The sequence below is a fragment of the Thioclava sp. L04-15 genome, assembly GCF_002020275.1.
Taxonomy (GTDB): domain Bacteria; phylum Pseudomonadota; class Alphaproteobacteria; order Rhodobacterales; family Rhodobacteraceae; genus Thioclava; species Thioclava marina.
Window position 1 is genome coordinate 86,743 of sequence record NZ_MPZW01000002.1, and the last position, 25,867, is coordinate 112,609.

Sequence of the window (25,867 nt, forward strand, 5' to 3'; positions counted from 1 at the left end):
TCGTTCCTTACCTTTCGCGCTTCAGATCAGCTTGCCCATCGCGACGGCCGTGTCGGCCATGCGGTTCGAGAAGCCCCATTCGTTGTCGTACCAGCTCAGGATGCGGACCATCCGACCGTCCATCACCTTGGTCTGGTCCATGTGGAAGACCGAGCTGTGAGGATCGTGGTTGAAGTCACTGGAAACATTGGGTTTGTCGGTGTAGCCGAGGATGCCCTTCATCGGACCGTCGGCCGCGGCGCGGATCGCGGCGTTCACCTCTTCGACGGTGGTGTCCTTCGCCGCTTCGAACACGAGGTCGACGACCGAGACATTCGGGGTCGGCACGCGGATCGCGACGCCGTCGAGCTTGCCGTTGAGTTCCGGCAGCACGAGGCCCACGGCCTTGGCAGCACCCGTCGAGGTCGGGATCATCGACAGCGCCGCGGCGCGGGCGCGATACATGTCGGAATGCATCGTGTCGAGCGTCGGCTGATCGCCCGTGTAGGAGTGGATCGTGGTCATGAAGCCCTTCGAGATGCCGATGGCGTCATTGAGCACCTTGGCAACCGGCGAGAGGCAGTTCGTGGTGCACGATGCGTTCGAGACGATCATGTCGTCCTTCGTCAGCGCGCCGTGGTTCACCCCGTAGACGATGGTCTTGTCGGCACCCGCGGCGGGGGCGGAGACCAGCACCCGCTTCGAGCCGTTCTCGAGATGGAAGGCCGCTTTTTCGCGCGCGGTGAAGATGCCGGTGCATTCCATCGCGATATCGACATCGCCCCAGGGCAGTTCCTTCGGGTCGCGGATCGCAGTGACCTTGATCGGGCCACGGCCAGCGTCGATCCAGTCTTCGCCCGTCGTCACGGTTTGCGGAAAACGCCCATGCACGCTGTCGAATTGCAGCAGATGCGCATTGGTCTCGACCGGGCCCAGATCGTTGATCGCGACGACCTCGATATCGGTGCGGCCCGACTCGATGATCCCGCGCAGAACGTTACGGCCGATCCGACCAAACCCGTTGATGGCAACTTTAACCGTCATTCTCTCATGTCCCTCAGATCAGTTCTTTGGCTTCCGAAACAATCGTTTCGGCGGTGATATTGAAGTGTTTGTAAAGGGCCGGGGCAGGGGCCGAGGCGCCGAAGCCCGTCATGCCCACGAAGCTGTCGCGCGGCCCCAGGAAGAGATCCCAGCCCTGGCGGATCGCGGCCTCGCAGCCGATCTTCGGCTTGGTGCCCATGACCTCGACCTTGTAGACCGCGTCCTGCTGTTCGAAGAGTTCGAAGCACGGTGCCGAGACGACGGCCGCCTTGATCCCCTCTGCAGCGAGCTTGTCCGCGGCATCGAGCGCGATCTCGATCTCCGAGCCGGTCGCGATGATCGTCACGTCGCGCTCACCCGGATCACGCAGCAGATAGGCGCCGCGCGCGGTGAGGTTTTCGGCCACATGCTCGGTGCGCACGGTCGGCAGGTTCTGGCGCGAGGCGACGATCATCGTCGGCGTGGTCTTCGAGGTCATCGCGATTTCCCAAGCCTCGGCGGTCTCCACCGCATCGGCCGGACGCAGCACCAGAAGGTTCGGAATGGCGCGCAGCGAGGCCAGATGTTCGACCGGCTGGTGCGTCGGGCCGTCCTCGCCCAGACCGATGGAGTCATGGGTCATCACATAGCAGGTCGGCACGCCCATCAGCGCCGAAAGGCGGATCGCGGGGCGGCAGTAATCGGCGAAGGCCATGAAGGTGCCGCCATAGGGCTTGAGCCCGCCATGCAACGCGATCCCGTTCATCGCGGCGGCCATCCCATGCTCGCGGATACCGTAATGGATGTAATCGCCGGTGAAATCGGTGGGCGTGATCGATTTCATGCCCGAGGATTTCGTGAGGTTCGACCCGGTCAGGTCGGCCGAGCCGCCCACGGTGAAGGGCAGGGTGGCGTTGACCACTTCCAGTGCCATCTGGCTCGCCTTGCGGGTCGCGACCTTCGGCTTGTCCTCGGACAGCTTGCGCTTGCAGGCCTCGATCGCGGCGGGTAGCGCCCCGACCTCATCCTCTTCGGCAGCGAGGAATTCGGCGCGGGCGGTTGCGGTGTTCAACCGCTGCTCCCACTCCGCCCGCGCCTTCGCGCCACGCGACGCGATCCGGCCCCATTCGTCATAGATCGCCTGGGGAATCTCGAAAGGTGCATGGTCCCAGTGAAGCTGCTTGCGCGCGGCGGCGATTTCCTCGTCGCCCAGAGGCGCGCCGTGCACATCGTGGCTGCCTTGCTTGTTGGGCGCGCCGAAACCGATGATGGTGCGGCAGGCGATCAACGAGGGGCGCGGATCCTTGCGCGCGGACTCGATCGCATCGGCGATCTCGGTCGGCGTATGGCCGTCGCATTCCAGCACGTGCCAACCTGCGGCGGCGAAGCGCGCCTTCTGATCCATCGAAGTCGAAAGGTCCGTGTCGCCGTCGATGGTGATCGAATTGTCGTCCCACATCACGATCAGCTTGCCGAGCTCGAGATGGCCCGCAAGGTCGATCGCCTCATGGCTGATACCCTCCATGAGGCAGCCGTCGCCCGCGATGACGTAAGTGAAATGATCCACAAGATCATCGCCATAACGCGCATTCTTCATCTTTTCGGCAATTGCCATGCCCACGGCGGTGGCGATGCCCTGGCCGAGCGGGCCGGTGGTGACCTCGATCCCGTCCGCATGACCGTATTCCGGGTGCCCTGCGGTGCGGCTCCCGAGCTGGCGGAAAGCCTTGATCTGCTCGATATCCATATCGGCATATCCGAGCAGATGGTTGATCGCGTAGATCAACATCGAGCCGTGACCTGCCGAGAGAACGAAGCGGTCGCGATCGGGCCATTTCGGCGCGCTCGGATCGATATTCGTGAAGCGATTGAAGAGCACCGTAGCGACGTCGGCCATGCCCATCGGCATGCCCGGATGGCCCGAATTGGCCTTCTGCACCGCATCCATCGCCAGCGCGCGGATCGCGTTCGCCATGCGGGTTTCCTGAGTGATATGAATGTCTTTCATCACAGCCTTCATCTCCCTCAAGCGCGCTTGCTGTCGCGCACGATGCGCTCGATCAGCGGAGTCAGGATCAGCTGCATCGCGAGATCCTGCTTGTTGCCCGGAATGACGATCGAATTGGCGCGGCTCATCCAGGAGCCGTTGATCATCGAGGTCAGGTAGGGGAAATCGATCCCGCGCGGGTTCTTGAAGCGGATCACGACGAGGCTCTCATCGGCCGTCGGGATCCAGCGCGCCACGAACGGGTTCGAGGTATCGACCACCGGCACACGCTGGAAGTTGATGTCGGTCTCGGTGAATTGCGGGCAGATGCAATGCACATAGGAGTGCATGCGGCGCAGGATGACATCGGTCACCGCCTCGGTCGTGTAGCCACGCGAAGCGCGGTCGCGGTGGATCTTCTGGATCCATTCGAGGTTGATCACCGGCACCACGCCGATCTTGAGATCCGCATGGGCGGACAGGTTCACCTCGTCATTGACAACGCAGCCATGCAGGCCTTCGTAAAAGAGCAGATCCGAGCCATTCTCGAAATCGCTCCATTCGGTGAAATGACCGGGGGGCGTGCCCCATTTCTCGGCCTCGATATCGTCATGGACATAGTGGCGGGTCTTGCCCTTGCCGGTCTCGCCGTATTCGCGAAAGACGCGCTCCAACTCTTTGAGTTCATTGGCCTCGTAGGAGAAATGCGAAAAGCCCTGATCGCCTTCGTCATAGCGCTTCTCAAGCTCGGCCTTCATGTCCGCGCGGTTGAAGCGGTGGAAGGCGTCGCCCTCGATCGACACCGCCTTGATGCCCTCGCGGCGGAAGATCTGGTCGAAGGTGTTCTTGACGGTCGAGGTGCCGGCGCCGGACGAGCCGACAACAGAAATGATGGGGTGTTTCTTGGACATTCTCAGCTCCGGAACAGGCCGCGGGAATTGAAGAGCGCGTGGCTCTCGTCGTGCGGCAGGTCGTGATAGGCAGCGACGCGGGCGACTTTCGTGCTCGAACCGAAAACGAAAGGCGTGCGGGCGTGCAGGCGGTCGGGCAGGGCGTTCAGGATCGGGTCGGCCCCGTCCGTGGCCCCGCCGCCGAGTTGCGTGATCAGCAACGCGATCGGGGCGCATTCGTAGACATGGCGCAAACGGCCGCGCTCATATCCCTTGCGATCATCGCCCGGGTAGAGGAACACGCCGCCGCGCGAGATGATGCGGTGCGTTTCGGCCACCAGAGAGGCAATCCAGCGCATGTTGAAATTGCGCCCACGCGGACCTTCGGCACCGGCGACCATGTCATCGATGAAGGCACGGATCGGCTGCGGCCAATGGCGGTAGTTCGAGGCGTTGATCGCGTATTCCGAGGTTTCATGGGGCAGGGGCTTGGGGTCGGCGACACGGGTCCAGATATCGGTACCCGGCTCGAGAACCCATTGCTGTACGCCTTTGCCGAAGCTCACCACGAGCGCGGTCTGCGGCCCGAAGATGATATAGCCGCCCGCGATCTGCTCGGTGCCCGGGCGCAGGAAGCTTTCATCGGGCCCCTCGGCTTTCGGGAAGATCGAGAAAATCGTCCCGATCGAGACGTTCACATCGATATTGGACGATCCATCCAGCGGGTCGATGGCGAGCGCCAGCGTGCCGGTTTCGAAATCGACTACGTCATCCTGCTCTTCGGATGCATAGTAGCGCACCGCGCCATCGCGCAGCGCATCCATGAACGCCTCGTCGGCGATCACATCGAGCGCTTTCTGACCGTCCCCACCGGCATTCGTGCCCGCCGCTTCGGCAAGGTTTCCCTCAAGTCCGTTGCGGGCGATGATCCGCGCCAGGGTGGCGCCGACGCTGGTCAGACGTGTCATAGTGTCGGCCAATTCGGGCGACAAGCCCAGGCCGTCGAAGCTCACTGACATCGATCCCTCCTCCAAGACGATGTGCTGTCGAGCTGGAGCATTGCGAAAGAATGCGTTTTATGAAATTTAAATCTTGGGAAATCGCGTTAAAGAAAGTTGAACATGATGCGGATGAATGCCTTGACGCTGAAACAGCTGCGCGCGCTCGATGCGGTGGCGCGCGGCGGTTCCTTGACGGCGGCGGGTGAGACGCTTGGGCTGACGACACCGGCAATCCATACGCAGATCAAGGGCTTGGAAGAAGCGGTCGGGATGAAGCTGATCCAGCGCGCGGCGGATGGCTCGGGTTCGGAGCTGACCGAGGCCGGCATGGCCTTGCGTGAGACGGCGCGACGAATCGAGGACAACTTGTCGCAGGCCGCCGCCAACCTGCTCGCCATCCAGCGTGGGCAGTCGGGCAGGGTCACGCTTGGCGTTGTCTCGACCGGAAAGTATTTCGCGCCTCGATTGGTGAAGATGCTGCAAGACGCGCATCCCGAGATCGAGGTTGCGCTGCGGGTGGGCAACCGCTCGAGCATCATCGAAGGCGTCGAGCGCGGCACCTTCGATCTCGCGATCATGGGCAGACCTCCGCGTCATCCGCCCGTAATCGCCGAGCCGATAGGCGAGCATCCGCATGGGTTGATCGTGCCGCCGGGCCATCCGCTGATCGGGCAGGGGATGCAGCTCGATCTTCTGTTCGACCAGACCTTCCTTGCGCGCGAACAAGGCTCGGGAACCCGGATTGTGATGTCGCGCTGGCTCGACCGGATCGGCGAAGGACGGATCTACGACACGCTCGAGATGGATAGCAACGAGACGATCAAGCAGGCGGTGATGGCCGGCCTCGGCATTGCCTTTCTCAGCCTGCACACGGTCATGGACGAGCTTGCGACAGGCCGGCTCGTGCAGATCGACGCGCCGGGTCTGCCGCTCATGCGCCACTGGTTCCTGGTTCGCCGCGAGGATGAACGCACGCGGGAACTGGCGCTGCGGGTCTGGGAAGAGATCGTCGAGATGAAGGGCGCGTTCCTGCCACGGATGGAGCAAGATTGACCTTGCCTGCGGCTGAGTTAACTCTGTCGCAAAAGGGAGGTGCGCATGGCATATGCAATGGCAATCACGGCGCCCGGAGGGCGCGACCAGTTCCACCGGATCGAGATCGCCCCGCCGCAGCCGGGGCCGGGAGAGGTCACGTTAAGACACACCGCTATCGGATTGAATTTCATTGATGTTTATTTCCGAACGGGTCTCTATCCCTGGCCAGTGGAGCGCGATCTTATAACCGGTGCGGAAGCTGCCGGCGTGATCGAGGCGGTTGGCGAGGGTGTCAGCCTCAAGCCGGGACAGCGCGTCGCCTATACGCTGCCCAATGGCGCCTATGCGAGCCACCGAGTCGTCGCTGCCGATCAGCTTGTGCCGGTGCCCGACGCGATCTCTGACGATGTCGCGGCGGCGGTCATGCTCAAGGGGCTGACCGTGCATTACCTCATACATCACTCATACCCGGTAAGTGATGGTGAACACGTGCTTTTTCACGCAGCGGCAGGCGGTGTCGGGTTGATCGCGGGTCAATGGCTCAAGGCCAAGGGCGTGACCGCTTATGGCACGGCTGGCGGGCCCGAGAAATGCAAGCTTGCGAAAGATCACGGCTATGCGCAGGTCATCGACTATCGCAGCGAGGATTTCGTCAAGGAAGTCATGGATTTGACGGGCGGCGCTGGTGTGGATGCCGTCTACGATTCCGTTGGCGCCGATACGCTGATGAAGTCGCTCGATGTGCTCAAGCGGTTCGGAACGCTCGTGAGCTTCGGTCAGAGCTCCGGTCCGCCGGATCAGTTCAAGGTCGGGGATCTCACGCGGAATTCGCTGCGACTGACGCGACCGACGCTGTTCCATCATACGACACGGCCGGGTTGGTTGCTTGAAGCAGCCGGAGAACTCTTTGAGATGATTGCGAAAGGCGCGATCAAGATAGAGATCGCACAACGCTTTGACCTCGCGGACGTCGCCGTTGCACATGAGGCCCTGGAGGGGCGCAAGACAGTGGGAAGCACGGTTTTGATCCCGTAAAGGCGCCAAAATAGCGCATTTTAGTTACATAATACGGATTATACGCTTTACGGATGCGACACAGGGAGGCGCAAACCGCGCCCCCTAACGTCCCGATCCAAAGAGAAATGCCGCCAGTTGCGCCGTGGGCACCGGCTTGGTGAGAATTTCCACCTGAGCCGGTTGTGCCCTTTTGCGCAAAGCTTCGGACCGGTCAGCGGTCACGAGCCGCACCGGAACGTCGCTGCGGCGTGCGCGCAGTTCCTCGATCAGAGCGAGCCCGTCCATACCGTCTCCCAGCTGGAAATCGATCAGACAGGCATCGGGTTCGAGCCCGGTGGCTTCGAGCAGCTCCAGCGCTTCTTCTCCCGAACTCACATCCAGCACGGTCACGCCCCATTTCTCGAGAAGCTGGGTCATCGCGCGCGACAGTTCAGCGTCGTTCTCCACCAGAAGCACGACGATATCGCCCCCTTCGGGATCGCGTGCCACAGCGACCGGATCGTCCTCGATGCGTGCGACCTGGCCAAGCGCGGGTTTCAGGCCGAGCGAAAACGTCGATCCGCATCCCGGTGCAGACCGTAACGTCAGTGGGTGGCCGAGAACGGCGGCCGCGCGTTCGACGATCGCAAGTCCCAGCCCCATGCCCTCGGACGCTGAGGCTTTCGCGTTAAGGCGATGAAATTCATGGAAAATCGAATCCTGATCTGCTTCCGCGATGCCCGGCCCACTATCACGAACTTCGACGAAAAGACCGTCGCGGCGCTGTCGAAGTGCCACGAAAACACCGCCCGTTTCGGTATAGCGCACCGCGTTCGAGATCAGGTTTTGCAGGATACGGCGCAGGTATGTCCGGTCGGAAATCACCACCGCATCCGTTGGTTTTATGCGTATTTTCAAACCCTTGATGCGCGCATGCAATGTGAATTCATCGCGCAGGGCTGCAAAGATCGGCCCCAGTGCGACCGGACCGGGATCGACGGTGACGTGGCCTGACTCGAGCCGCGAGATATCGAGAAGCGCGCCGAGGATCCCCTCGACCGACATCAGCGCGTTATGCGCCTTCTCGACCGTGCGCGCAGCCATTTCCGCGGTATTCTCTTCACCAAGCGAAGCGAGATAGAGCTTTGCCGCAGAGAGCGGTTGCAGGAGATCATGACTTGCCGCCGCGACGAACCGCGCGCGCGAGGCGTTTGCCCTCTCGGCGCGAGCCAGCGCATCTTCCAACTCCAGCGTGCGCTCGGTCACGCGGGCCTCGAGCGTTTCGTTGATCCGGCTCAGGCCTTCGATCGCATGGCGCTCGGCAGAGATGTCCGAGAGCGACATCACGAAGCCCCCGTCGGGCATTTCCTGCGCGAAGATTTCAAAGACCTTGCCGCCGTCCTGCGTCACCTCGACCTGGAAATGATCGTGACGCAGCGCGCGGCGGACCCAATCTCCCAGACGATGCGCCGAGAGCCCGCTCGGAAAGATGAACTGGTCTCGGACCTGATCGAGTACCGTGTCGAAATGCATCCCCTGGCGCAGACGGTTGCGCGGCAGCAGGAGAAATTCGCTGAGCCGCGCGTTCCAGCCAAGCAGGCGCAAGCCCGCATCGAAAATGCAGACCCCGAGCTTGAGATGTTCAAGCGTCGCCCGCAGGATCTGCGCCTGATCGTCCAGAAGCCTGCCCCGCTCCTCGCGTTCGGCGCGTATCAGATCGGTCACCTCGGTCTGCAAGATCACCGTGCCGCCGTCATGGGTGCGATGTTCGGAGACCTGCATCCAGCGATCCTCACCCATCGCCTGATTGAGGATGAAGTGATGCTCGGCATGGCGTGCGCGGCGCATTGCGATCCAGCTTTCGCGGGTCATCCCGGGGGGCATGTGCAGATGATCGGAATGCGCGACGAGGTCGAGGTAATCGTGGAAATGCAGCCCCGGAACGATCTTGTCGCGCACGTCGCTCAACAACGCATTGAAACGCGAATTGGCCATCACGAGCACGTCTTGCGCGTCGAATAACGCAAACCCGTCCTGAACCGTCTCGATCGCGGCGGCGAGGTTCTGGCGCGCGGTTTCGGTCTCGCGGTTCGCATCGGCCAGTCGCGCATTCGAGGCGTTCAGAAGGTCGAGCGCGCGTTCGAGATCGCGGGTCCGCTCGCGCACCTGATCCTCGAGCATCGCGGCGCGCTGGAACTGCGCGAAGGCCGCACCGCGATCTTCGTTCATCTCCTCGGAATGGCGGATCAGCGCCTCGGCGATGGTCAGAAGTTTCTCGTTCTGGCGCTCAAGCGTATCTGCGGGATCGAGAAAGGATGTGGCAAGCGACTGTTTCATGACGCGGCATCCAGGGATTCGGGCGGGAAGAAAGCGACGCCCGTCATCGTCTGGTTCACATGCATCGCGCCGATCTGCTCGCCATAGGTGGAGAAACCCACCACCCCGTGGCGCGCGAGCGTGTCCGACACGGCACGTACGGATTGACGACCTTCGGCCTCGAAGCGGCGAAAAATACAGTCGAAGCCCAGAACCGCCGAAGGTTGCCGGCGCGCCGAGAGCGCGTCGAGTTCGCGCGCAAGATGGGCCGAGATGTCTTCGGGCTCGCCCAGCGTCAGCACCAGCCCCTCGTCGATCGCCGCAAAGAAAACAAGCGAGTCCCCTGCCCCAACCTGCTGGATCGAGCGCGCGTGATAGCGTCCGCCCACCCGCACGAGCACCGGGTTTGCGGCAAAGACCGTGGGAGAGAGTTCCTCGACATGAAGCCCCAGCAGCCGCGCATATTCGCGCGCGGCGGGCTCGTCATTGATCCGCACGACCGACCGCGCCTCGGGATCGGCACGGGTCACGACCATGCGCGACATGGTGGGTTTCAGGTGATTGAAGGAAAAGAGCTGCACATCGCAGGCGGAACGCACGATGCTGAGAACCGCCGCGTTGGAAAACCGGCGTCCGCGCGCGAAAAGCTCGGCCCGTTGGAACCGGATCCCGTCGCCCGCCGATCCTCCGAAAAGCGGTACCGGCCCGAGACCGCCCGAAAGCGCGGAGACCAGCGCGTCTTCCTGACCGGACAACCCGTCGACCAGCAGAACGGCGAATTCGCTCGCCCGCGCAAAGGCCCGCCGCGCAAGGCTCTGGCGGGCGCGCAAAAGGTCCGAGACCAGCGCTTTCGTGTCGAGTTGATCGAGGTTTTCGATCACGAGGAGTTCGGTCGAGAACCCCATCGCAGGCAAGGCGAAAGCGACGATCTGCCCCGCATCATAGCCGCGTGAGGTAATCTCTCCGGCGGTGGTGCAGCCCACCACCTCCGCCTCGGGCCAGAGTACCTGCCCCTCGCGCGCAAGGCTTTCGATATCGGCGAGCGCATCGGCAAAGAGGAAGACTTGAGCGAGATTGCCCGGCCCCAGCGCCTCCTTGATCTGGCGGAGCGCATCGGGCGCATTCGCCGACGCACAGGCCGAGCGCGGACATCCCGGCCCCGCAGGTCTGATCAAATTCTCTCGCATGGCGCCTCCCAACATCGGGAGGTTAGCCCGTCCGCCAGCTTTCCGGCAATCCCGACATGCTCTGCGCCTCGCGCGCAATCAGCACGGCCTGCGTGCGTGAACACACACCGAGCTTGCGCATGATGGCGGTGACATGGGCTTTAACCGTGGTTTCCGCGATGTTGAGGTCATAGGCGATCTGCTTGTTCATCTTGCCCTCGCAGATCTGCTCGAGGATGTTCGCCTGCTGGCGGGTGAGCTGGCTCAGGCGGCGGATCGCCTCGTCCTGCGGGCTCAGACCGTTGCCTTCGGCCAGTGCCTCGCCATTGGCCTCGGGCACGAAAACCTCGCCCCGCGCGATCGCGGCAAAGGCGGCGCGGAACAGCTCGCGGCGCGAATGTTTGGGCACGAAACCGGCAGCCCCGGCTAGGATGGCCGAGCGGATCACCCGCGGCTCGTCGAGAGAGGACACGACCATGATCGGCAGATCGGGCGCGGCCTGCTTGAGCCGCATCAACCCGTCGAGCCCGTTCACATCCGGCAGGTTGAGATCGAGAACGATCACATCGGGCGTGGCCCCCTCCTCGATCTTGTCGAGCGCCTCGGCAAGCCGTTCGGCATGGGTCACCGTCTGGATCCCCGCCACCGCCTGCAAGGTCATCGCGAGCGCATCGCAAAAGAGCGGGTGATCCTCGACGATGAGGGCCGAGGTGAACTCGTTTCTGTGCTGCGGAACTGCGCGATCCTTCATGGGCCGTCCTTCGGTCTGCGTCGCGGGGTGAGAGGCCCGCTTTCTTCCAACCTAGCGCGCGGCGCGCCCGGAGGGATACTGGCAATAAGTAGGATATGGGGTTTTGCGGTGCTTTCCCCTTCACCCGGTTCAGCCTTTGGAGCGGCGCTGATAGCCCCGACGGCTCCCGCACGCGCGGCTCGGATCGGTGCAGGGCCCCGGCGATACCGATCGGACAAGGAAAAGGGCGCGAGGTTTCCCCCGCGCCCTGTCCGTCTCGCACCTTTGGATCAGTTCGCCGAAGCGAGTTTCTTGGGCAGGCGGAACGTCCAGACCATGCCACCCTGGTTGAGGTAGTTGACGTGCTTGGCGACTTCGCCACCCCAGAGCGGAACCGCGCCGCCCCAGCCCGACATCACGGTCACATATTGCTCGCCATCCTGCTCCCAGGTGATCGGCTGGCCGACGATGCCAGAGCCGGTCTGGAACGACCACAGCTCTTCGCCGGTCTCGTCATCGAGCGCGATGAACTTGCCCTCGGGCGTGCCGAAGAACACCAGACCACCCGCGGTCGCCATCGTGCCACCCCAGAGCGGCGCGTCGTTCTTGTACTCCCACTTCACCTCGCCGGTATTCGGGTCCATCGCCTTGAGCGAGCCGATGTAATCCTCGAAGAGCGGTTTGATGGTGAAGCCAGCGCCGAGATAGGCCGCGCCTTTCTTGTAGGAGATCGGCTCGTTCCAGATATCCATGCCCCACTCGTTCGAGGGCACGTAGAACAGGCCCGTCTTCTGCGAGTAGCTCATCGGCATCCAGTTCTTGCCGCCGAGGAACGACGGAACCGCGAAGACCTGCTGGCCCTTGCCATCGTCCGAGCTGGCATTCGGAGCGCCGGGGCGGTTCTCTTCGTTGTAGATCGGACGGCCGTTCTCGTCGATGCCGCTGGCCCAGCTGATATCCTTCACGAAGGGATAGGCCGCGATGAACTTCCCGTCCTCGCGATTGAGGATGTAGAAGAAGCCGTTGCGGTCGGCGGTGGCGAAGCGCTTGTTGCCGTCCTTGTCGGTGAAGGCGATCACCTCGTTCACACCGTCAAAGTCCCAGCCTTCGCGGGGCGTGGTCTGGAAGTGCCACTTGATCTCGCCGGTCTTCGGATCGATCCCGAGACGCGAGGCCGCATAGAGGTTGTCGCCGGTGCCGTCGTTCTTCTCGCCCGCGTTGCGCAGCCACGAGTTCCACGGAGCGGGGTTGCCCGCGCCAAAGACCAGCGTGTCGGTGTCGATGTCATAGGAACCGCCGAGCCAGGTCGCCCCGCCGCCGGTCTTCCACATGTCGCCCGGCCAGCTCGCATTCAGCGTGCCGGTCATCGTGCTTTCCTCGCCGTTGAGCGTGCCCATGTGGCCTTCGATGGTCGGACGGGTCCAGACCAGCTCGCCGGTTTCAGCGTCGCGCGCCTGAACTTCGCCGACGATCCCGAATTCACCGCCCGAATTGCCGGTGATGACAAGGCCGTTCACGATCAGCGGCGCGGCGGTGTAGGAATAGCCTTCCTTGTAATCCGCGATCTTCTTGTTCCAGACGACCTTCCCGGTCTTGCGATCGAGCGCGACGATGCGCGCGTCCAGCGTGCCGAAATAGACATTGTCGCCATAGATCGCGGCACCGCGGTTGATCACGTCACAGCAGGGCAGGATGCCTTCGGGCAGGCGCGCGTCGTATTGCCAGAGCTCTTCGCCCGTCTTCACGTCGATCGCCCACATCCGCGAGTAAGAGCCGGTGATGTACATCACGCCGTCATAGACGATCGGCTGGCTTTCCTGGCCGCGCTGTTTCTCGCCCCCGAGGCTGAAAGCCCAGGCCGGGACGAGGTTCTCGACGTTGCCCTTGTTGAGCGTTTCCAGCGGCGAATAGCGCTGGAGATGGCGGCCCATCCCGTTGGTCAGCACATCGGCGGTGCTGTTCTCGTCATTGGCCAGATCCTGCTCGGTCACGCCCGCGGTGGCGGCGGTCCCGAGGCAGGAGATGGCAACGACGGCGGCCAGTACGAATCTGTTCATCATGTCCTCCCGTTGATCTCCCCACCGTGGGCTCACACGCGGCTCACGGTGCATCACGGGTCAAGTATCGACGGCAGGCTCCCGGCGTATATTGTCCATTGGTCTTACGCCCCATGCGACCCTGCCGTCGAAACGGGAGGCGGGGGTCAGTGCAAGGTCGAGAGATAGCTCACGATGAAATCCTGAACGGTCGGATCCTCGATGCCCACATGGCGCATCTTGGTCCCGGGAACGAATTCGTCATTGTATTCCATCCAGGCGCGCAATGCGCCGGGCGTCCAGACGAACCCCGCGTTTTCAAGGGCTTCGGAATAGGGATAGCCCTCTTTCGTGCCCGCTTTGCGCCCGACGACACCATTCAGCAGCGGGCCATAGCTCGCCTTGTCGGCATCGACCGAATGGCACCGTTTGCAAGCGGTCTCGAAGAGCGCGGCACCGGCATCGACCTTGACCTTCTCGAAGGTCTCGGCCTGCACGGGCAGGCTCAGGCACATGAGGGCGAGGGCGGAAAAAATCGGGCGCATCATCAGTTCGTCTCCTGTTACGATTGTCACTGGCGAGACTGCCCGCGCGCGGCCGATCCGGGCTTGATACGGATCAAGCTACCCCCCCGACCTTGGTCGTAATTCACGCCGAAAATCGCTGCGATCGAACGGAAAACTGCGGCGGCCGGGCCGAGACGAGAGAGAGGACACCCCGGCCGCCCACGCGCCACGTCAGGACAGCGGCGCGTATTTCCAATTATCCGCGTCGGGCGTGACCTCATCGAGATCGTAACCCGCGCCTTGCAAACGTTTCGCGGTCGGCAGGCCCGCTTCGGCGGCGCGATCGACCAGCGCCCTGCCCGCCGCCTCGTCCCTGGCCACGCCTCTCCCGCGCATCAGGTCGAGCCCGCGATTGAACATGCCGACCGGATCGCCCAGATCGGCGGCGCGCTTGTCCCAATCTGCCGCGGCGCCCGGATCGAGCGGCCCGCCAAGCCCGTTATCCTCGAGCTGGCTCATCCAGGTCATCGCGCCGGTCCAGCCATCTTGCGAGCAGCGCTCGAAGAGCATGCGCGCCTCGGCGTGGCGGCCCGATTTCGTGATCAGATAGCCCATCGCGCAATTCGTCATCGAGGTCTCGCCGCGCCCGACATCTCGCAGCGCCCGATCGAGCGACAGTTCCTCGGGATTGAGGTCTCCATAGCTTTCGGCGTCCTGTGCGAACCCGTTGCCGGGCAGAGCCGCCAGCAGCATTGCGAGGATGAAAACGTGGCGCATCGCATGACCTCCCTCGATCTCCCGAAAGCCATCGTAACATGCGCGGGCCTCACGCGGGTCACCTTGGTCCCTAGACATTGGTCGTATTGCGCATACGACCACGCATTCGCAGCATGAGCCGACCGGGAAAGATCCGGTACGGGAGGAAATCATTGGCTTTTCAATGGCTCATCGGCGCCTGCGCCGCGCTTGTGCTTGCGACTCAATCGCAGGCCGAGGTGCTGCGCATCGACTGGATCGAGCGGCAGGTGTCGCCGCCGCCGGTGCTGTCGAACATGGCAGCGATTCCCTCCGGTCTCGGCCTCGACGGTGCACGACTGGCCGAAAGAGACATCGCTACGACCGGGCGCTTCACGGGGCAGAGTTATGATTTGCACGAGACAGTCGTCGCCCCGGATGCGGATTTCCTGAAAGCTGCGAAATCCACGTTGGCCGAGGGCGCCCGGGTTCTGGTGGTCAAGGCCCCTGCCCCGGATCTGCTCGCACTCGCCGACCTGCCCGAAGCGCAAGGCGCGCTCATCCTCGACGCCTACGCGCAAGATGATGCGCTGCGGGGCGCGGACTGCCGTGCCAACGTGCTGCACACCGCACCGAGCTATGCGATGCGCACCGATGCGCTGGCGCAGTTTCTACTGAAGAAACAATGGCGCAAACTGGTCCTCATTGCCGGGCAATTACCCGAAGATCTGGCCTTTGCAGCCGCATTGAAACGCTCGCTCACGAAATTCGGTCTGAACCTCGCCGGCGAGAAAACCTGGGATTTCGACGCGAATATGCGCCGCGCGGCGGCCGCTGAAGTCCCCCTGTTCACGCAGGACCTGCCCGCGCATGATCTGCTCCTCGTCTCGGACGAGCCCGGCGATTTCGCCCGCTACATCGCTTATAACACCTGGGTTGCGCGCCCACTCGCGGGGTCCGAGGGGCTCAAACCCGTCGGCTGGTCCGGCGTGGTCGAGCAATACGGCGCGGCGCAACTGCAAAACCGCTTTCGCGAGGCGGAAGGCCGCGAGATGCAGCAGGCCGATTTCGCCGCCTGGATCGCTGTCGCGGCCCTTGGCGAGGCCTTCACGCGCACGCAATCGACCGACCCCGCGAAGCTGCGCACCTATATGCTCTCGGACGCATTTCGCCTTGCAGGTTTCCTTGGCCGGCCTCTGTCCTTTCGCAACTGGAACGGACAGATGCGCCAGCCGATCCCGCTCGTGACCGAGCGTGCGGTGACCGCCCTCGCGCCGCTCGAGGGCTTCCTCCACCAGATCAACGAACTCGACACTCTGGGCGTGGACGCGCCCGAATCCCCCTGCACAGCTTTCGGAGACGCCAGATGATCCGCGCGTTACTACTGACTACCCTTCTCGCCTCGCCCGCTCTGGCCGACGAGATCTGGGTCACCAATGAAATGGACGACACGGTCAGCGTGATCGACGCGAAGACGCTCGAGGTTCTGCATACCTACGAGACCGGAGAACGCCCGCGCGGGATCACCTTCAGCCGCGACTTCAAGCGCCTTTATATCTGCGCCTCCGACAGCGATGCGGTGCAGGTGATGGACCCAGACACCGGCGAGATCCTGCATGACCTGCCCTCGGGCGAAGACCCCGAGCAATTCGTGATCGCGCCGGATGATCGGCTGCTCTACATCGCCAATGAAGATGACGCCATCACCACCGTCGTCGATACCCAGACCCGCAAGGTGGTCTCGCAGATCGACGTGGGCGTGGAGCCCGAGGGTATGGGGATTTCGCCGGACGGCAAGGTGCAGGTGACGACCTCCGAGACGACGAACATGGCGCATTGGATCGACACGCAATCGCACAAGATCATCGCCAACTCTCTCGTCGATCCGCGCCCGCGCCATGCCGAATTCAGTCCTGACGGCAAGGAATTGTGGGTCAGCTCGGAGATCGGCGGGACCGTGGCGATCTTCGACACGAAGGATCAAAGCCAGATCGGCAAGATCTCCTTCCAGCTCAAGGGCGTGCGGCCCGAGAAGATCCAGCCGGTGGGCATGCGGTTTTCGCCCGATGCCACAAAGGTCTTCATCGCGCTTGGCCCCGCAAACCATATCGCGGTCGTCGATGCGAAAACGTTCGAGGTCGAGCGATATATTCTCGTCGGGCGTCGCGTCTGGCACATGGCGCTTTCGCCGGACCAGACCCGCCTGTTCACCACCAACGGTGTTTCCGGCGATGTGACGGTAATCGATATCGCCTCGCTCGAACCTATCGACACCGTGAAGGTCGGCCGTTTCCCCTGGGGCGCGGCGGCGCGTCCCTCCAGCAAGTGAAGAGGCTTCCTGTGTTTTCCGAAATTCTGAAAATCGGTTTGATTGCAGCGATTTGCGCGGGCCCCGCTTGGGCCGATGACGATGGAGACGATGCTGCGCCGCCCGCGGGTCTGCTCGCAGGCAAAAACAAGGAGGACCTCCCGGAGGTGATCCTGTCGGTGGGCGAACCGCTCGGCGATCCGTGGCATTTGAAATCCGGCCGCTATTACGAGGTCGAGATCACGGCGGACGGCTCGGGCGAGATCGGCCTTGAAGGCGCGGGCTTCTTCCGGGCGATCTGGGTCGACGAGGTGGTGATCCGGGGGCTGGAGGTCCGACCGATGGGCCTCCATTCGATCGAGTTCGATCGCGCGGGAACGATGGAGATCGGCTTTGTCGCGATCAAGCCGGGTCTCTACGACCTGCATATCCCCGGCGCGACCGGCGCCACACAACGGTTGGAGATCGTGATTGAGTGAGGCGCCCGCCCTTATCGTCCGGGGTCTCAGCCATGACTGGGGCCGCAAACCCGCGCTGCGCGATGTGAGTTTCTCCGTCCCGCGCGGGCGGTTTTGCGCGCTTCTGGGACCGAACGGCGCGGGCAAATCCACCTTGATGTCTGTTCTGACCGGGCTGATCCGTCCCGCCCCGGGCGTGGTGGAGATCGCGGGTCACGACATGGCGCGCGCGCGCCGCGCGGCCCTGGCCGAAATCGGCGTCGTCTTTCAACAACCGACGCTGGATCTGGATCGTTCGGTGCGCGCCAACCTGCGTTATTTCGCGGCGCTGCACGGGCTGGGGCGTAAGATCGCGGATGCGCGGATCGCCGAAGCGCTGGAACGTCTCGGCATGGCCGAACGCGCGGATGAACGGCTCCGCGCACTCAATGGCGGGCATCGGCGGCGCATGGAGATCGCCCGCGCGCTCCTGCACCGCCCGCGTCTTCTGTTGCTCGATGAGCCGACCGTTGGCCTTGACGCGCCTGCCCGGAGCGCGATTACCGATCATGTTCATCAACTCGCCCGCGACGGCATCGCTGTCCTCTGGGCTACCCATCTCGCCGATGAGCTGCACCCCGAGGATCAGGTCGTCTTGCTCCATAAAGGCGTCGTGATGACCAATGGCGTCGTCCGGCATTTGGTTGAAGATCGTTCTGTAACCGATTGGTTTTCCGACGCCATGGAGAGTGCAGCATGAGCGCGCTTTCCGCCGCGACTGCCATCGCCACGCGCGAACTGGCCCGCTTTGTCACCCAGCGCGAGCGCTTCCTCGCAGCCCTCGTGCGTCCACTCGTCTGGCTTTTCATCTTCGCCGCAGGTTTTCGCGCGGCGCTCGGCCTGTCGATCATCGCGCCTTACAAGACCTATATCTCGTACGAAACCTATATCCTGCCCGGTCTTTGCGCGATGATCTTGCTGTTTTCTGGAATGCAAAGCTCGCTCAGCCTCGTGCATGACCGGGAAAACGGAGCGATGCGGTTGATGCTGACGGCGCCGCTGCCGCGCTGGTTCATGCTGGGGGCGAAGCTGCTGGCCGGGGCGCTGGTCGGCCTCGTGCAGGTCGCGGCTTTTCTTGTCATCGCGGCGCTTTTCGGTCTGCGCGTGCCTGTTCTGGGTTATCTCACGGCGCTGCCCGCGCTCTTGCTCTCGGCGCTGATGCTCGGGGCCTTGGGGCTGCTTCTCTCGGCGCGCATAAGGCAGCTTGAAAACTTTGCGGGGGTGATGAATTTCGTGATCTTCCCGATGTTCTTCTGCTCTTCGGCGCTATACCCGATCTGGAAAATGCAGGAGAGCTCACCACTCCTAGCGAAACTCTGTGAAATCAATCCCTTCACGCATGCAGTTGAACTGATCCGATTCGCGCTTTATGGCCAGCTCCACCTCGCGGCGCTCGGCTGGACCGCCCTCGCGGCGGTGGTCTTTTTCGCAACCGCCCTCTGGGGTTACGAGCCCGCCCGCACCCGATCGTCCTGAAGCAATCGCGCTGGCCGTCCATCGACCCGGGCAAAACGCGTGGCCAGCGCGTCCAGCTCGGCGGTGGAATGGCTCGCGATGACCACAGCGGCATTGGTTTCAGCGATGAGCGCGGCTGTGAGTTCAAGAAGATCCTCGACCCGCGCCCCGTCGAGCGAGGCGAATGGCTCATCCATCAAGAGCAGGTCGGGCTTGGTCACGAAGGCCCGGGCAAGCCCCACCCGGCGGGCCTGACCGACCGAGATTTGTCCCGGCCAGTGATCCTCGACACCCTCGAGCCCGACCCGCGCAAGGATCGCGCGCGCCTGCGCCTCGGTCGCCGAAGTGGGCAGCGTCACATTGTCGATCACCCGCCTCCAGGGCATGAGCGTCGGGTTCTGAAACACCATCGCACGCCGGCCTCTGACCTCCAGCGTTCCCTCGAACCGGGTGTCGAGCCCCGCAAGGATGCGCAGGAGCGTCGTCTTGCCCGCCCCGGACGCGCCCGACAGTCCCAACACCTCGCCGCGCCCGACATGGAGCTGCATCGGTCCCAGGACGGGCACGCCGCCATAGCCCTTTTTCTGGAGATCGAGCCGGATCATCGCTGCCTCCAGCGCGCGGCGCGCCGCGCAAGCGGGGCGACGATCGCCCATTCCACCACCAGCATCACCGCCACGAAAGCCAGCGCATTGGCCAGCACGCCTGCAATGTCGAACATTTGAAAATCCAGATGAATACGAAAGCCTATCCCGTTGGAACGGCCAAGAAATTCGACGACGAGCACGATCTTCCAGATCAGTGCGAGCCCCGCCCTTGCCGCCGCCATGATTTGCGGCGCGAGTTGTGGGATCAGGATGTGACGCAGCCGCGCAACACGCCCCATCCGGTAAAGCCGCGCCATGTCGGAGAGGTCCGGATCGCGCGCGATCATTCCCTCGCGCAGCATCACCGCGACCATCGGGATCTTGTTGACCGCCACGGCCGCGATCGCCGCCCATTCATTCAGACCGATCCAGAGATAGCACAGCACGATCGTCACAAGCGCCGGAACGTTGAGCGCGACGGTCAGCCAGGGGCCGAACCAGCGATCCAGCCGTTCGCTCGCCCCAAGTGCGACGCCAAGCGCCGCGCCGATCCCCATTGCGAGGGTGAAGGCGGCGAGGACGCGGATCAGCGTGGCGCTCAGATCGGGCCAGAGCTGACCGGAGATGAGCGCTTCCCAGAGGGTCGGAAAGACGATTTGCGGACCCGGAGCAAGGCGCGGGTCATTCAGGAGCCACGCGCCGCCAGCCCAGACCAGCACGAGCGCAATCAGCGAAGCCAGCGCGACCGGGAGATCGGGGCGCCGACTGGCGACCCGCTTCGGTCTCCGCCCGATCCGTTCGCGCTCATGTCCCTGTGTGATCACGCCCGCTCGCATCATTGGTTCAGTTCGACAGGAAGGTGCCCTTGGGCAGGGAGGTCGCCCCACCCACGAGTTTCGCGCCCCCCAGCTCGGCCATCAGGCGCAGCATCCGGTCGGCGGCCTCTTCATCGACCGGACCCGGGGCAGGAATGCCCGCGCGGAATCCGGCGACGAGAGCCGCATATTGCGCATCATCGCCCGCGCGCATGATCGGGCGCAGCCGCGCGAAGGCCGCATCGTCCGTCGCGAGCTTTTCCTTCGCCGCGCGCGAGGCCGCCGCCAGCCCTCGTGCAAGCTCCGGTTTGCTCTCGACGAGATCGCCGGGGAGCACGTAGCCCAGTAGCGGCGTCTCGGGCGAGAGGCCCAGCTCGGTGGCGGCGGCGCCGACGGTGATGAGCGGCACCATGCCCGCCGCTTCCATCTTCGCAGCGAAGTGCCAGAAATTGATCGCGCCATCGACCTCCCCCGAGAGCGCGGTCTTCATGATCAGAGGCGGCGCGCCGAAGACCTGCTCGGTCTCGGTCGCCAGATCGATCCCTTCGGCCTTTTGCGCATAGGCCCGCAGGATCAGCCAGCTCTTGTCGATCGGACCGCCCGCGATCCCGATCTTCTTGCCCTTCAGATCCGCAAGGCTCCTGGCGGGACTATCAGCCCGCACCATCAGCCCGCCCACGGCCTTCGAATAAGGGATGAAGCGGTAATCCTCACCGGCTGCGCGCATCCGCGCGACCCAGAACCAGTCGGTCACGATCGCATCGACGGCACCGCCCTGAAGCATGATGTCCGAGCCCGACTTGCCGGCGACCGGCACGACCTCGAGGGTGAACCCGTGTTCGCGGTCAAGCCCGTAATGCCGGATCGTGTCGAGCTCCCAGTTGACCGTGCCGCCCTCAAGTGCGGCCACTTTCAACACCGGCAGATCGCCCGCACGTGCAGCGACCGCGCCCGAAAGCCCCATCGCGACCGAGACCAAAGCCGCGCCCGCCGCGCGAGCCCATCCATCAAACGCCATCTCATCCTCCCATGCGCGATCACGATCACGCCTCGGCAATCAGAGTATCAGCCCGCCCGCGCCCGCCTATTCGACCAAAGGACAATGCCGAACCCCGCAGAACCCGGCCCGACCGAGACCAAGGTCGAATGGTGGCCTGCTGCACCGCCGCGCTATCCAGTGACCAAGCGAGATCTTTTTGGGAGGTTCAGATGCTCGACACCCGCATGACCCTGATGGCCGCACTCTGCGCCCTGAGCCCGGCGGTTGCCTTTGCTCATGGCGATGTGACCCCGCAGCCGGTCAATACCGATGTCCTGCCCGATGTGGGCGAGGAGTGGCTCAGCGAAAACCCCTACCGGGCCGCAACCGCGGGCGAAGAGGTCTGGGCGAAGGCCGTGCAGATCGGCGATAGCGGTTTCAACCAGAACTGTGCGCGCTGTCACGGGCTTGGTGCGGTCTCGGGCGGTCTGGCCCCCGACCTGCGCTATCTCGAGGCCGAGGAATATGGCGACGAATGGTTCGTCGAACGCTTCCGCCACGGGATGACCCAGAACGGCATCACCAAGATGCCCGCTTTCGGCGACATCCTCGGTCAGAAAGCGGCCTGGGCGATCCGCACCTATATCGAGACGCGCCCCGACGATGGCGCGCTCGAACCCTATTCGGATCAACTCCACAAGATTCGCGACGAGCTTGCCGCGGGCAATGCCGATGTGCCGACTGTGATCGCCACGCTCGAGGATATCGCGGGCAAGGTCGAGACCGCCTCGGGCGCGCCGGTCGCCGACAGCGCGGTGTCGCGCGCGGCCCATGAGCTCGAGAAGAGCCCCGAGAAGCAGAAGGAAGCGGCGGATATGCTCTCGATCGGCATTTCGGCGGCCGAGTGATGCGCATGCACCGATTTAGGGCCGGGTGTCTTGCCCTGGCGCTTCTGGGCGGGGTGGCTTTGGCCACACCCGCCCTTTCGGCCTGTGAGGGCTATGAGCCCGAGCAGAAACTGCAAAACACCGCCCCCCAGGATATCGGGCGCGACCTCGACCGGATCATCGCGGATGGCTATATCGAGTTCGCCCTCTATGAGGATTACGCGCCCTGGTCCTATGAAGAAGCTGGCAAGGCGAAGGGCATCGATGTCGAGATCGGCAAGATCATCGCCGCGGATCTCGGCGTTCAGCCCCGCTTCCGTCTGGTGAGCGCGGGCGAGACGCTCGACGCCGATCTGCGCAACTATGTTTACAAGGGCGCAGTGATCAACGGACGTGTCTCGGACGTGATGCTGCACGTGCCCTATGATGTGGACTATGCGTGCCGCTTCGATCAGGTGGTCTTCACCGGGCTTTACGGCGAGGAGCATATCGCCATCGCCTATGACGCGGCGAGCTACCCCGACAAGGGGCCGACGCCGGCGGTGTTCCGCTACGATCCGATCGGGGTCGAGAATGACTCGATCTCGGATTTCTACATGACCGATGTGACGCGCGGCCCCTCGGCCGACAAGGTGCATCGCTATCGCTCGACCGTCCTCGCCATGAAGGCGCTGGCCGATCACGAGGTGATGGCTGTAATGGGGCCACGTGCCGAGATGGAAGCGGCGATAGCGCCCGGCATCCAGATCCACGAGCCGCCCCTGGGCCTGCCGCGTTCAAAATGGGTGATCGGCGTGGCGCTGTCGATGCAGCACCGCCCGCTGGCATATGCGGTGGATGACGCGATCGCGGCGGCGCTCGAAGATGGTCGGATCGCCAAGGCCTTTGCCGAATACGGCGTGGAATTTACCCCACCCACTCCGTAAGAAAGCAAATCGGGCCGCGCTGATCCCAGATCAGAGCGGCCCGTAATTCCCCTCGAAATCGACGAGATGCACCTCTGACAGCCCGAGCTTTGTGGCGCTGCGCGAGATCGCCTTGCGGTCCATCAGGACGAACGCGGTCGAGGCGGCATCAGCCAAAGCCGCGCTTGGTGCCTCGACGGTGACGGTCGACCAGATTGCGTGCTGCCCTTTGGGGCCGAGAATGTGGCTGCCGCCGGGCAATGCGAGTGCTCCCGGCGAGGAGGTCGCGACCGCCTGACCATCGGTCAGAACGAGGCGCGCCAACATGCCAGCTGCCGGGTCCGAGACCCCAAGCGTGAACGGCCCGCCAATCGCCGCAAACTCTCCCATATCAACAAGCACATCACGATAACCGCGTGCGATCAGAAGCGCACGAATGCGATCGGCCGCATAACCTTGAACGATCCCGTTGAGTGTCAGCCCTTGCCCCTGCCCGAGCCGAATTTCTTCCCCGATCTCGACACGCTCGAAACCGATGCTCATTCTCTCCGCCTGCCCGTCGCGGCTGTCCGCCAAGGCCTGCCAAAGCGGTTGCACGGTCGGATCGAATGCCCCATCCGTCGCATGGTGAACGAGGCGCGCCAATTCCAGAACGTCGCGCATTGCAGCCGATGGCCTGGCCCTGCCGCGTGCGTTCAATTCTTTCAGTTCAGACGGGCGATGGAGCGAGAATGTCGCTTCGATAGCCTCAATTTCATCCTGTATTTCATTGAGATCATGCCCAATATTCTTCGCGCCACGAATGTCTATGCCGATCTGCGCACCGAAGGCCTGACCCTGCCATGATGTCGCCTGCGCCGGGTGCCCCGCCAGAGCCGCAACCGCTGAAATCTGCAAAAACCGCCGCCGTTTCATTCCGCCGCCTCCCGAATTCCCGTTGCGCGTTGCGCCCGTTTCGCCTCCAGCACGAGCGGCACGCAAAGCGCCGGGTCATCGTGGATCTTCACGCAATCAAGGCATTGGAAACACTCGGAATAGCGGATCTCTCCACTCTTCGCGATGGCGCCGTAATTGCAACGCACCTTGCAGAGCTGACAGGGCGAGCCGCACTCGGCCCTCCGCGGGATCCAGTTGCGCAACCGCAGGAGCCCGCCAAGCCGCATCGCCGCTCCCAATGGGCAAACCGAACGACAGAACCCCTTGAACCAGACGGTCGAGACCGCAATCCACCCGGCCGCCCACAACACATAGGGCCAGGGGCGATCGAAATGGGTCGTGATGGCGGTTTTGAAGGGCTCGATCTCGACGGCCTTCTCGGTGTGGTCGGGCGACAAGAGCGCGATCCCGACAAGCGCGACCAGCGCCAGCGGCCCCGTCCACAAGAGCGCCTGAGCCAACGAGCGCGGCGGCTCCCAACGTGGCAGGTGCAAAACGCGCCCGAGGTGATGCGCGAATTCCTGCATCGCCCCGTAAGGGCAAAGCCAGCCACAGAAAAAACCGCGCCCCCAAAGGAAAAACCCGAGGATTGCCGCTCCCCAGATCAACAGCGAAAACGGATCGTAAAGCAACACTTCAAGCGAACCATTCCCCGTCAGCGCCCGCAGCACCGCAAGCGGTGTGACGATCGAGAGCTGCCCTTGCCCCCAATACCCGACGAAGCCGATGGTAATCGCGAGAATGCCGAGACGTACCGGCGTGAACAGCTTCAATGCGGCCAGCTTCGACTGCATCAGAAGCGCGCCGAAAAGAAGCGTCAGGAAGCCGGACAAGATCCAAAAATCCGTGGCCCGGTTGCGCAAGGCCTCGCGCCACGGGGGCAACGCCTCGGGGGTCTGAGGAAAGGTGAAAAACCGTTCGGGCGTCTTGAGCGTAAGCGAGAAATGCGCCTCGCCCGGCTCGGGCTGGAACATCCCGTGCATCCGCACCGCCTGCGCTGAAAGCTGCCAATCGCGCGTCGGATCGAACCCAAGCCGACGATCGAGCCGGACGACGAGTTTCGTCGAATCCTCAAGGGCTTCCGGTACGTCTTTCGCAAGATGTGCAAGGATATCCGCATCGCGCAGGGCGAGAGGCAGCCCATCTTGCTGCGCCGAAATCCGGTCGGGCGCGGTGTTGCGCACGAAATCCTCGCTCACCAACCCCTGACGCCCAGCCTCGATCAGCAGGTAAAGCTCGTCATCGGGCGCGCGCGACAGAAACCGGCGCGTCTCTGCATAGGTTTCAGGCGACAGGACGGCTTTGGCGATCGAGGGCGGCCCAAGGTCGATCACATAAAGATCAAGATACATCCCATTGGGATCATTTGATCCTTCCGGATCATCATATGCCCATTTCGTGTTCTTGAAAGCGGCATCTTCCTCGGCATTCGTGACCCTGAGCCGTCCGATCAATCCGGCATCGGCAAGCGCCTTCCAGTCCAGATCCTCAACGTGGTCAGGATCGGGCTTGGGTGGCGGACCCGCACTAATCCCCTGCATCTTCTCGCGCGCGACCGCGAGCGTCGCGGCGAGGATCGATTCATGGGCGATCCGTACGCTCGCCGTCGCCTTCGTCACCCCGTCGAGATAGACCAGATCCGAGCCCGATCCCGCCCCCCCGTAAGGTGTCCCGACGACGAGCGGTTCGTTGATCGAATGTCCGCGATATTGTTCGAGGAAGTCGCGAAACGGCGCTTCGCCGAGCCCCGAGACGAAAACCGGCTCATGCTGAGCGATCAGCTTCACGGCGATGAACCGGCCCTCGAGATCAAGCATCACCAACATGTTGATCGGTTTGCCGGAAAACCCCGGAAGGGGCGCGAGCTCCCCGGTTTCGAAGACGTAGCCCGCCTCGCCACCGCCCGAGTTCAATAGCTGCCAGACACCCTTGTCGTTGATCTCCTCACCCACCGCATAAGGCGCCACGACCATATCGGCGACCTGATCATGTGTGAGGCTGGCCGCGAAAGCGGGCAAAACCGTCATCAACCAGAAAAATGCCGCGCGTAACATGCGCCCAGCCTAGCGGATGGGCGGCGCGAAGAAATTCGACCTTC

Annotated in this window: 25 protein-coding genes; 10 read left to right on the forward strand and 15 right to left on the reverse strand. The window is 63.3% G+C overall.

The genetic code is table 11. The features are described from left to right. Nucleotides 1–21 precede the first annotated feature (21 nt). The 4 genes from gap to BMI90_RS06605 are packed head-to-tail and all read right to left on the reverse strand — an operon-like array spanning nucleotide 22 to nucleotide 4,898. On the reverse strand, nucleotides 22–1,023 hold the full coding sequence (gene gap, locus BMI90_RS06590) for a type I glyceraldehyde-3-phosphate dehydrogenase (protein WP_078527457.1): 1,002 nt from the start codon (nucleotides 1,021–1,023) through the stop codon (nucleotides 22–24). A gap of 13 nt (nucleotides 1,024–1,036) precedes the next feature. Further along, nucleotides 1,037–3,010, reverse strand: a complete 1,974-nt coding sequence (gene tkt, locus BMI90_RS06595; RefSeq protein ID WP_078528092.1) for a transketolase — start codon at nucleotides 3,008–3,010, stop codon at nucleotides 1,037–1,039. Between the two features lie 17 nt (nucleotides 3,011–3,027). After that, nucleotides 3,028–3,900, reverse strand: a complete 873-nt coding sequence (locus BMI90_RS06600; protein ID WP_078527459.1) for a phosphoribulokinase — start codon at nucleotides 3,898–3,900, stop codon at nucleotides 3,028–3,030. Between the two features lie 2 nt (nucleotides 3,901–3,902). Then, a complete protein-coding gene (locus BMI90_RS06605) occupies nucleotides 3,903–4,898 on the reverse strand; it encodes a class 1 fructose-bisphosphatase (RefSeq protein WP_078527461.1) in 996 nt (331 codons plus the stop codon). Nucleotides 4,899–5,000: 102 nt separating this feature from the next. Here BMI90_RS06605 and BMI90_RS06610 point away from each other — a divergent pair, with 102 nt between their 5' ends. Together BMI90_RS06610 and BMI90_RS06615 are read left to right on the forward strand one after the other, a co-directional pair. Continuing rightward, nucleotides 5,001–5,933, forward strand: coding sequence for a LysR family regulator CbbR (locus BMI90_RS06610; RefSeq protein ID WP_078527463.1), 933 nt, complete (start codon nucleotides 5,001–5,003; stop codon nucleotides 5,931–5,933). A gap of 45 nt (nucleotides 5,934–5,978) precedes the next feature. Next, nucleotides 5,979–6,950: a quinone oxidoreductase gene (locus tag BMI90_RS06615; protein ID WP_078527465.1), complete on the forward strand. Its 972-nt coding sequence runs from the start codon at nucleotides 5,979–5,981 to the stop codon at nucleotides 6,948–6,950. Nucleotides 6,951–7,034: 84 nt separating this feature from the next. Here BMI90_RS06615 and BMI90_RS06620 read toward each other — a convergent pair whose 3' ends face one another. The 6 genes from BMI90_RS06620 to BMI90_RS06645 all read right to left on the reverse strand — a co-directional run bounded on the left by BMI90_RS06620 (nucleotide 7,035) and on the right by BMI90_RS06645 (nucleotide 14,442). After that, nucleotides 7,035–9,248, reverse strand: a complete 2,214-nt coding sequence (locus BMI90_RS06620; protein WP_078527467.1) for a PAS-domain containing protein — start codon at nucleotides 9,246–9,248, stop codon at nucleotides 7,035–7,037. Further along, nucleotides 9,245–10,414: an FIST N-terminal domain-containing protein gene (locus tag BMI90_RS06625; protein ID WP_093469983.1), complete on the reverse strand. Its 1,170-nt coding sequence runs from the start codon at nucleotides 10,412–10,414 to the stop codon at nucleotides 9,245–9,247. Before BMI90_RS06625 ends, BMI90_RS06620 begins: the two co-directional genes overlap by 4 nt. 22 nt (nucleotides 10,415–10,436) lie before the next feature. Then, a complete protein-coding gene (locus BMI90_RS06630; protein ID WP_078527471.1) occupies nucleotides 10,437–11,144 on the reverse strand; it encodes a response regulator transcription factor in 708 nt (235 codons plus the stop codon). A gap of 269 nt (nucleotides 11,145–11,413) precedes the next feature. Beyond that, nucleotides 11,414–13,180, reverse strand: coding sequence for a PQQ-dependent methanol/ethanol family dehydrogenase (locus BMI90_RS06635; RefSeq protein ID WP_078527474.1), 1,767 nt, complete (start codon nucleotides 13,178–13,180; stop codon nucleotides 11,414–11,416). Between the two features lie 146 nt (nucleotides 13,181–13,326). Beyond that, nucleotides 13,327–13,707 carry a c-type cytochrome gene (locus tag BMI90_RS06640; protein ID WP_348638923.1) on the reverse strand — a complete coding sequence of 127 codons (381 nt, stop codon included), beginning with the start codon at nucleotides 13,705–13,707 and terminating at the stop codon, nucleotides 13,327–13,329. Between the two features lie 189 nt (nucleotides 13,708–13,896). Continuing rightward, nucleotides 13,897–14,442, reverse strand: a complete 546-nt coding sequence (locus BMI90_RS06645; protein WP_078527476.1) for a sel1 repeat family protein — start codon at nucleotides 14,440–14,442, stop codon at nucleotides 13,897–13,899. 152 nt (nucleotides 14,443–14,594) lie between these two features. Between BMI90_RS06645 and BMI90_RS06650 the strand changes: the two genes are divergently transcribed. From BMI90_RS06650 to BMI90_RS06670, 5 genes are read left to right on the forward strand one after another with little or no spacing between them, the layout of a single operon-like run. Next, nucleotides 14,595–15,770, forward strand: coding sequence for an ABC transporter substrate-binding protein (locus BMI90_RS06650; protein ID WP_246831500.1), 1,176 nt, complete (start codon nucleotides 14,595–14,597; stop codon nucleotides 15,768–15,770). Continuing rightward, nucleotides 15,767–16,729 (forward strand): YVTN family beta-propeller repeat protein, encoded by a 963-nt coding sequence (locus tag BMI90_RS06655; protein ID WP_078527482.1) that lies wholly within the window; start codon nucleotides 15,767–15,769, stop codon nucleotides 16,727–16,729. Before BMI90_RS06650 ends, BMI90_RS06655 begins: the two co-directional genes overlap by 4 nt. Nucleotides 16,730–16,779: 50 nt before the next feature. Next, nucleotides 16,780–17,187 (forward strand): hypothetical protein, encoded by a 408-nt coding sequence (locus BMI90_RS06660; RefSeq protein ID WP_078528095.1) that lies wholly within the window; start codon nucleotides 16,780–16,782, stop codon nucleotides 17,185–17,187. After that, complete coding sequence (locus tag BMI90_RS06665) at nucleotides 17,180–17,905, forward strand: ATP-binding cassette domain-containing protein (RefSeq protein WP_078527485.1); 726 nt, start codon at nucleotides 17,180–17,182, stop codon at nucleotides 17,903–17,905. Before BMI90_RS06660 ends, BMI90_RS06665 begins: the two co-directional genes overlap by 8 nt. Next, the gene (locus BMI90_RS06670) at nucleotides 17,902–18,681 is read left to right on the forward strand and encodes an ABC transporter permease (RefSeq protein ID WP_078527487.1); all 780 of its coding nucleotides are present in this window, start codon (nucleotides 17,902–17,904) and stop codon (nucleotides 18,679–18,681) included. The genes BMI90_RS06665 and BMI90_RS06670 overlap by 4 nt, the downstream gene beginning before the upstream one ends. On the opposite strand, the gene BMI90_RS06675 is transcribed toward BMI90_RS06670, so the two are convergent. Genes BMI90_RS06675 through BMI90_RS06685 form a run of 3 tightly spaced genes read right to left on the reverse strand, consistent with a single transcriptional unit; the run spans nucleotide 18,651 to nucleotide 21,080 of the window. Next, on the reverse strand, nucleotides 18,651–19,265 hold the full coding sequence (locus BMI90_RS06675; RefSeq protein WP_078528097.1) for an ATP-binding cassette domain-containing protein: 615 nt from the start codon (nucleotides 19,263–19,265) through the stop codon (nucleotides 18,651–18,653). The genes BMI90_RS06670 and BMI90_RS06675 overlap by 31 nt on opposite strands. Further along, nucleotides 19,262–20,071 carry an ABC transporter permease gene (locus BMI90_RS06680; RefSeq protein ID WP_246831501.1) on the reverse strand — a complete coding sequence of 270 codons (810 nt, stop codon included), beginning with the start codon at nucleotides 20,069–20,071 and terminating at the stop codon, nucleotides 19,262–19,264. Before BMI90_RS06680 ends, BMI90_RS06675 begins: the two co-directional genes overlap by 4 nt. A gap of 19 nt (nucleotides 20,072–20,090) precedes the next feature. After that, nucleotides 20,091–21,080: an ABC transporter substrate-binding protein gene (locus tag BMI90_RS06685; protein WP_078527491.1), complete on the reverse strand. Its 990-nt coding sequence runs from the start codon at nucleotides 21,078–21,080 to the stop codon at nucleotides 20,091–20,093. A 191-nt stretch (nucleotides 21,081–21,271) separates the two neighbouring features. On the opposite strand from BMI90_RS06685, the gene pedF reads away from it, so the two are divergent. Together pedF and BMI90_RS06695 are read left to right on the forward strand one after the other, a co-directional pair. Continuing rightward, nucleotides 21,272–21,949, forward strand: coding sequence for a cytochrome c-550 PedF (gene pedF, locus BMI90_RS06690; protein WP_078527494.1), 678 nt, complete (start codon nucleotides 21,272–21,274; stop codon nucleotides 21,947–21,949). A gap of 5 nt (nucleotides 21,950–21,954) precedes the next feature. Next, nucleotides 21,955–22,854 (forward strand): transporter substrate-binding domain-containing protein, encoded by a 900-nt coding sequence (locus tag BMI90_RS06695; RefSeq protein ID WP_146671231.1) that lies wholly within the window; start codon nucleotides 21,955–21,957, stop codon nucleotides 22,852–22,854. A gap of 30 nt (nucleotides 22,855–22,884) precedes the next feature. On the opposite strand, the gene BMI90_RS06700 is transcribed toward BMI90_RS06695, so the two are convergent. Then, nucleotides 22,885–23,598, reverse strand: a complete 714-nt coding sequence (locus BMI90_RS06700) for an FAD:protein FMN transferase (RefSeq protein ID WP_246831516.1) — start codon at nucleotides 23,596–23,598, stop codon at nucleotides 22,885–22,887. On the opposite strand from BMI90_RS06700, the gene BMI90_RS19060 reads away from it, so the two are divergent. Continuing rightward, nucleotides 23,554–23,679: a hypothetical protein gene (locus BMI90_RS19060; RefSeq protein WP_281491809.1), complete on the forward strand. Its 126-nt coding sequence runs from the start codon at nucleotides 23,554–23,556 to the stop codon at nucleotides 23,677–23,679. The genes BMI90_RS06700 and BMI90_RS19060 overlap by 45 nt on opposite strands. A gap of 65 nt (nucleotides 23,680–23,744) precedes the next feature. On the opposite strand, the gene BMI90_RS06705 is transcribed toward BMI90_RS19060, so the two are convergent. Continuing rightward, a complete protein-coding gene (locus tag BMI90_RS06705) occupies nucleotides 23,745–25,823 on the reverse strand; it encodes a 4Fe-4S binding protein (protein WP_078527499.1) in 2,079 nt (692 codons plus the stop codon). Nucleotides 25,824–25,867: the final 44 nt, after the last annotated feature.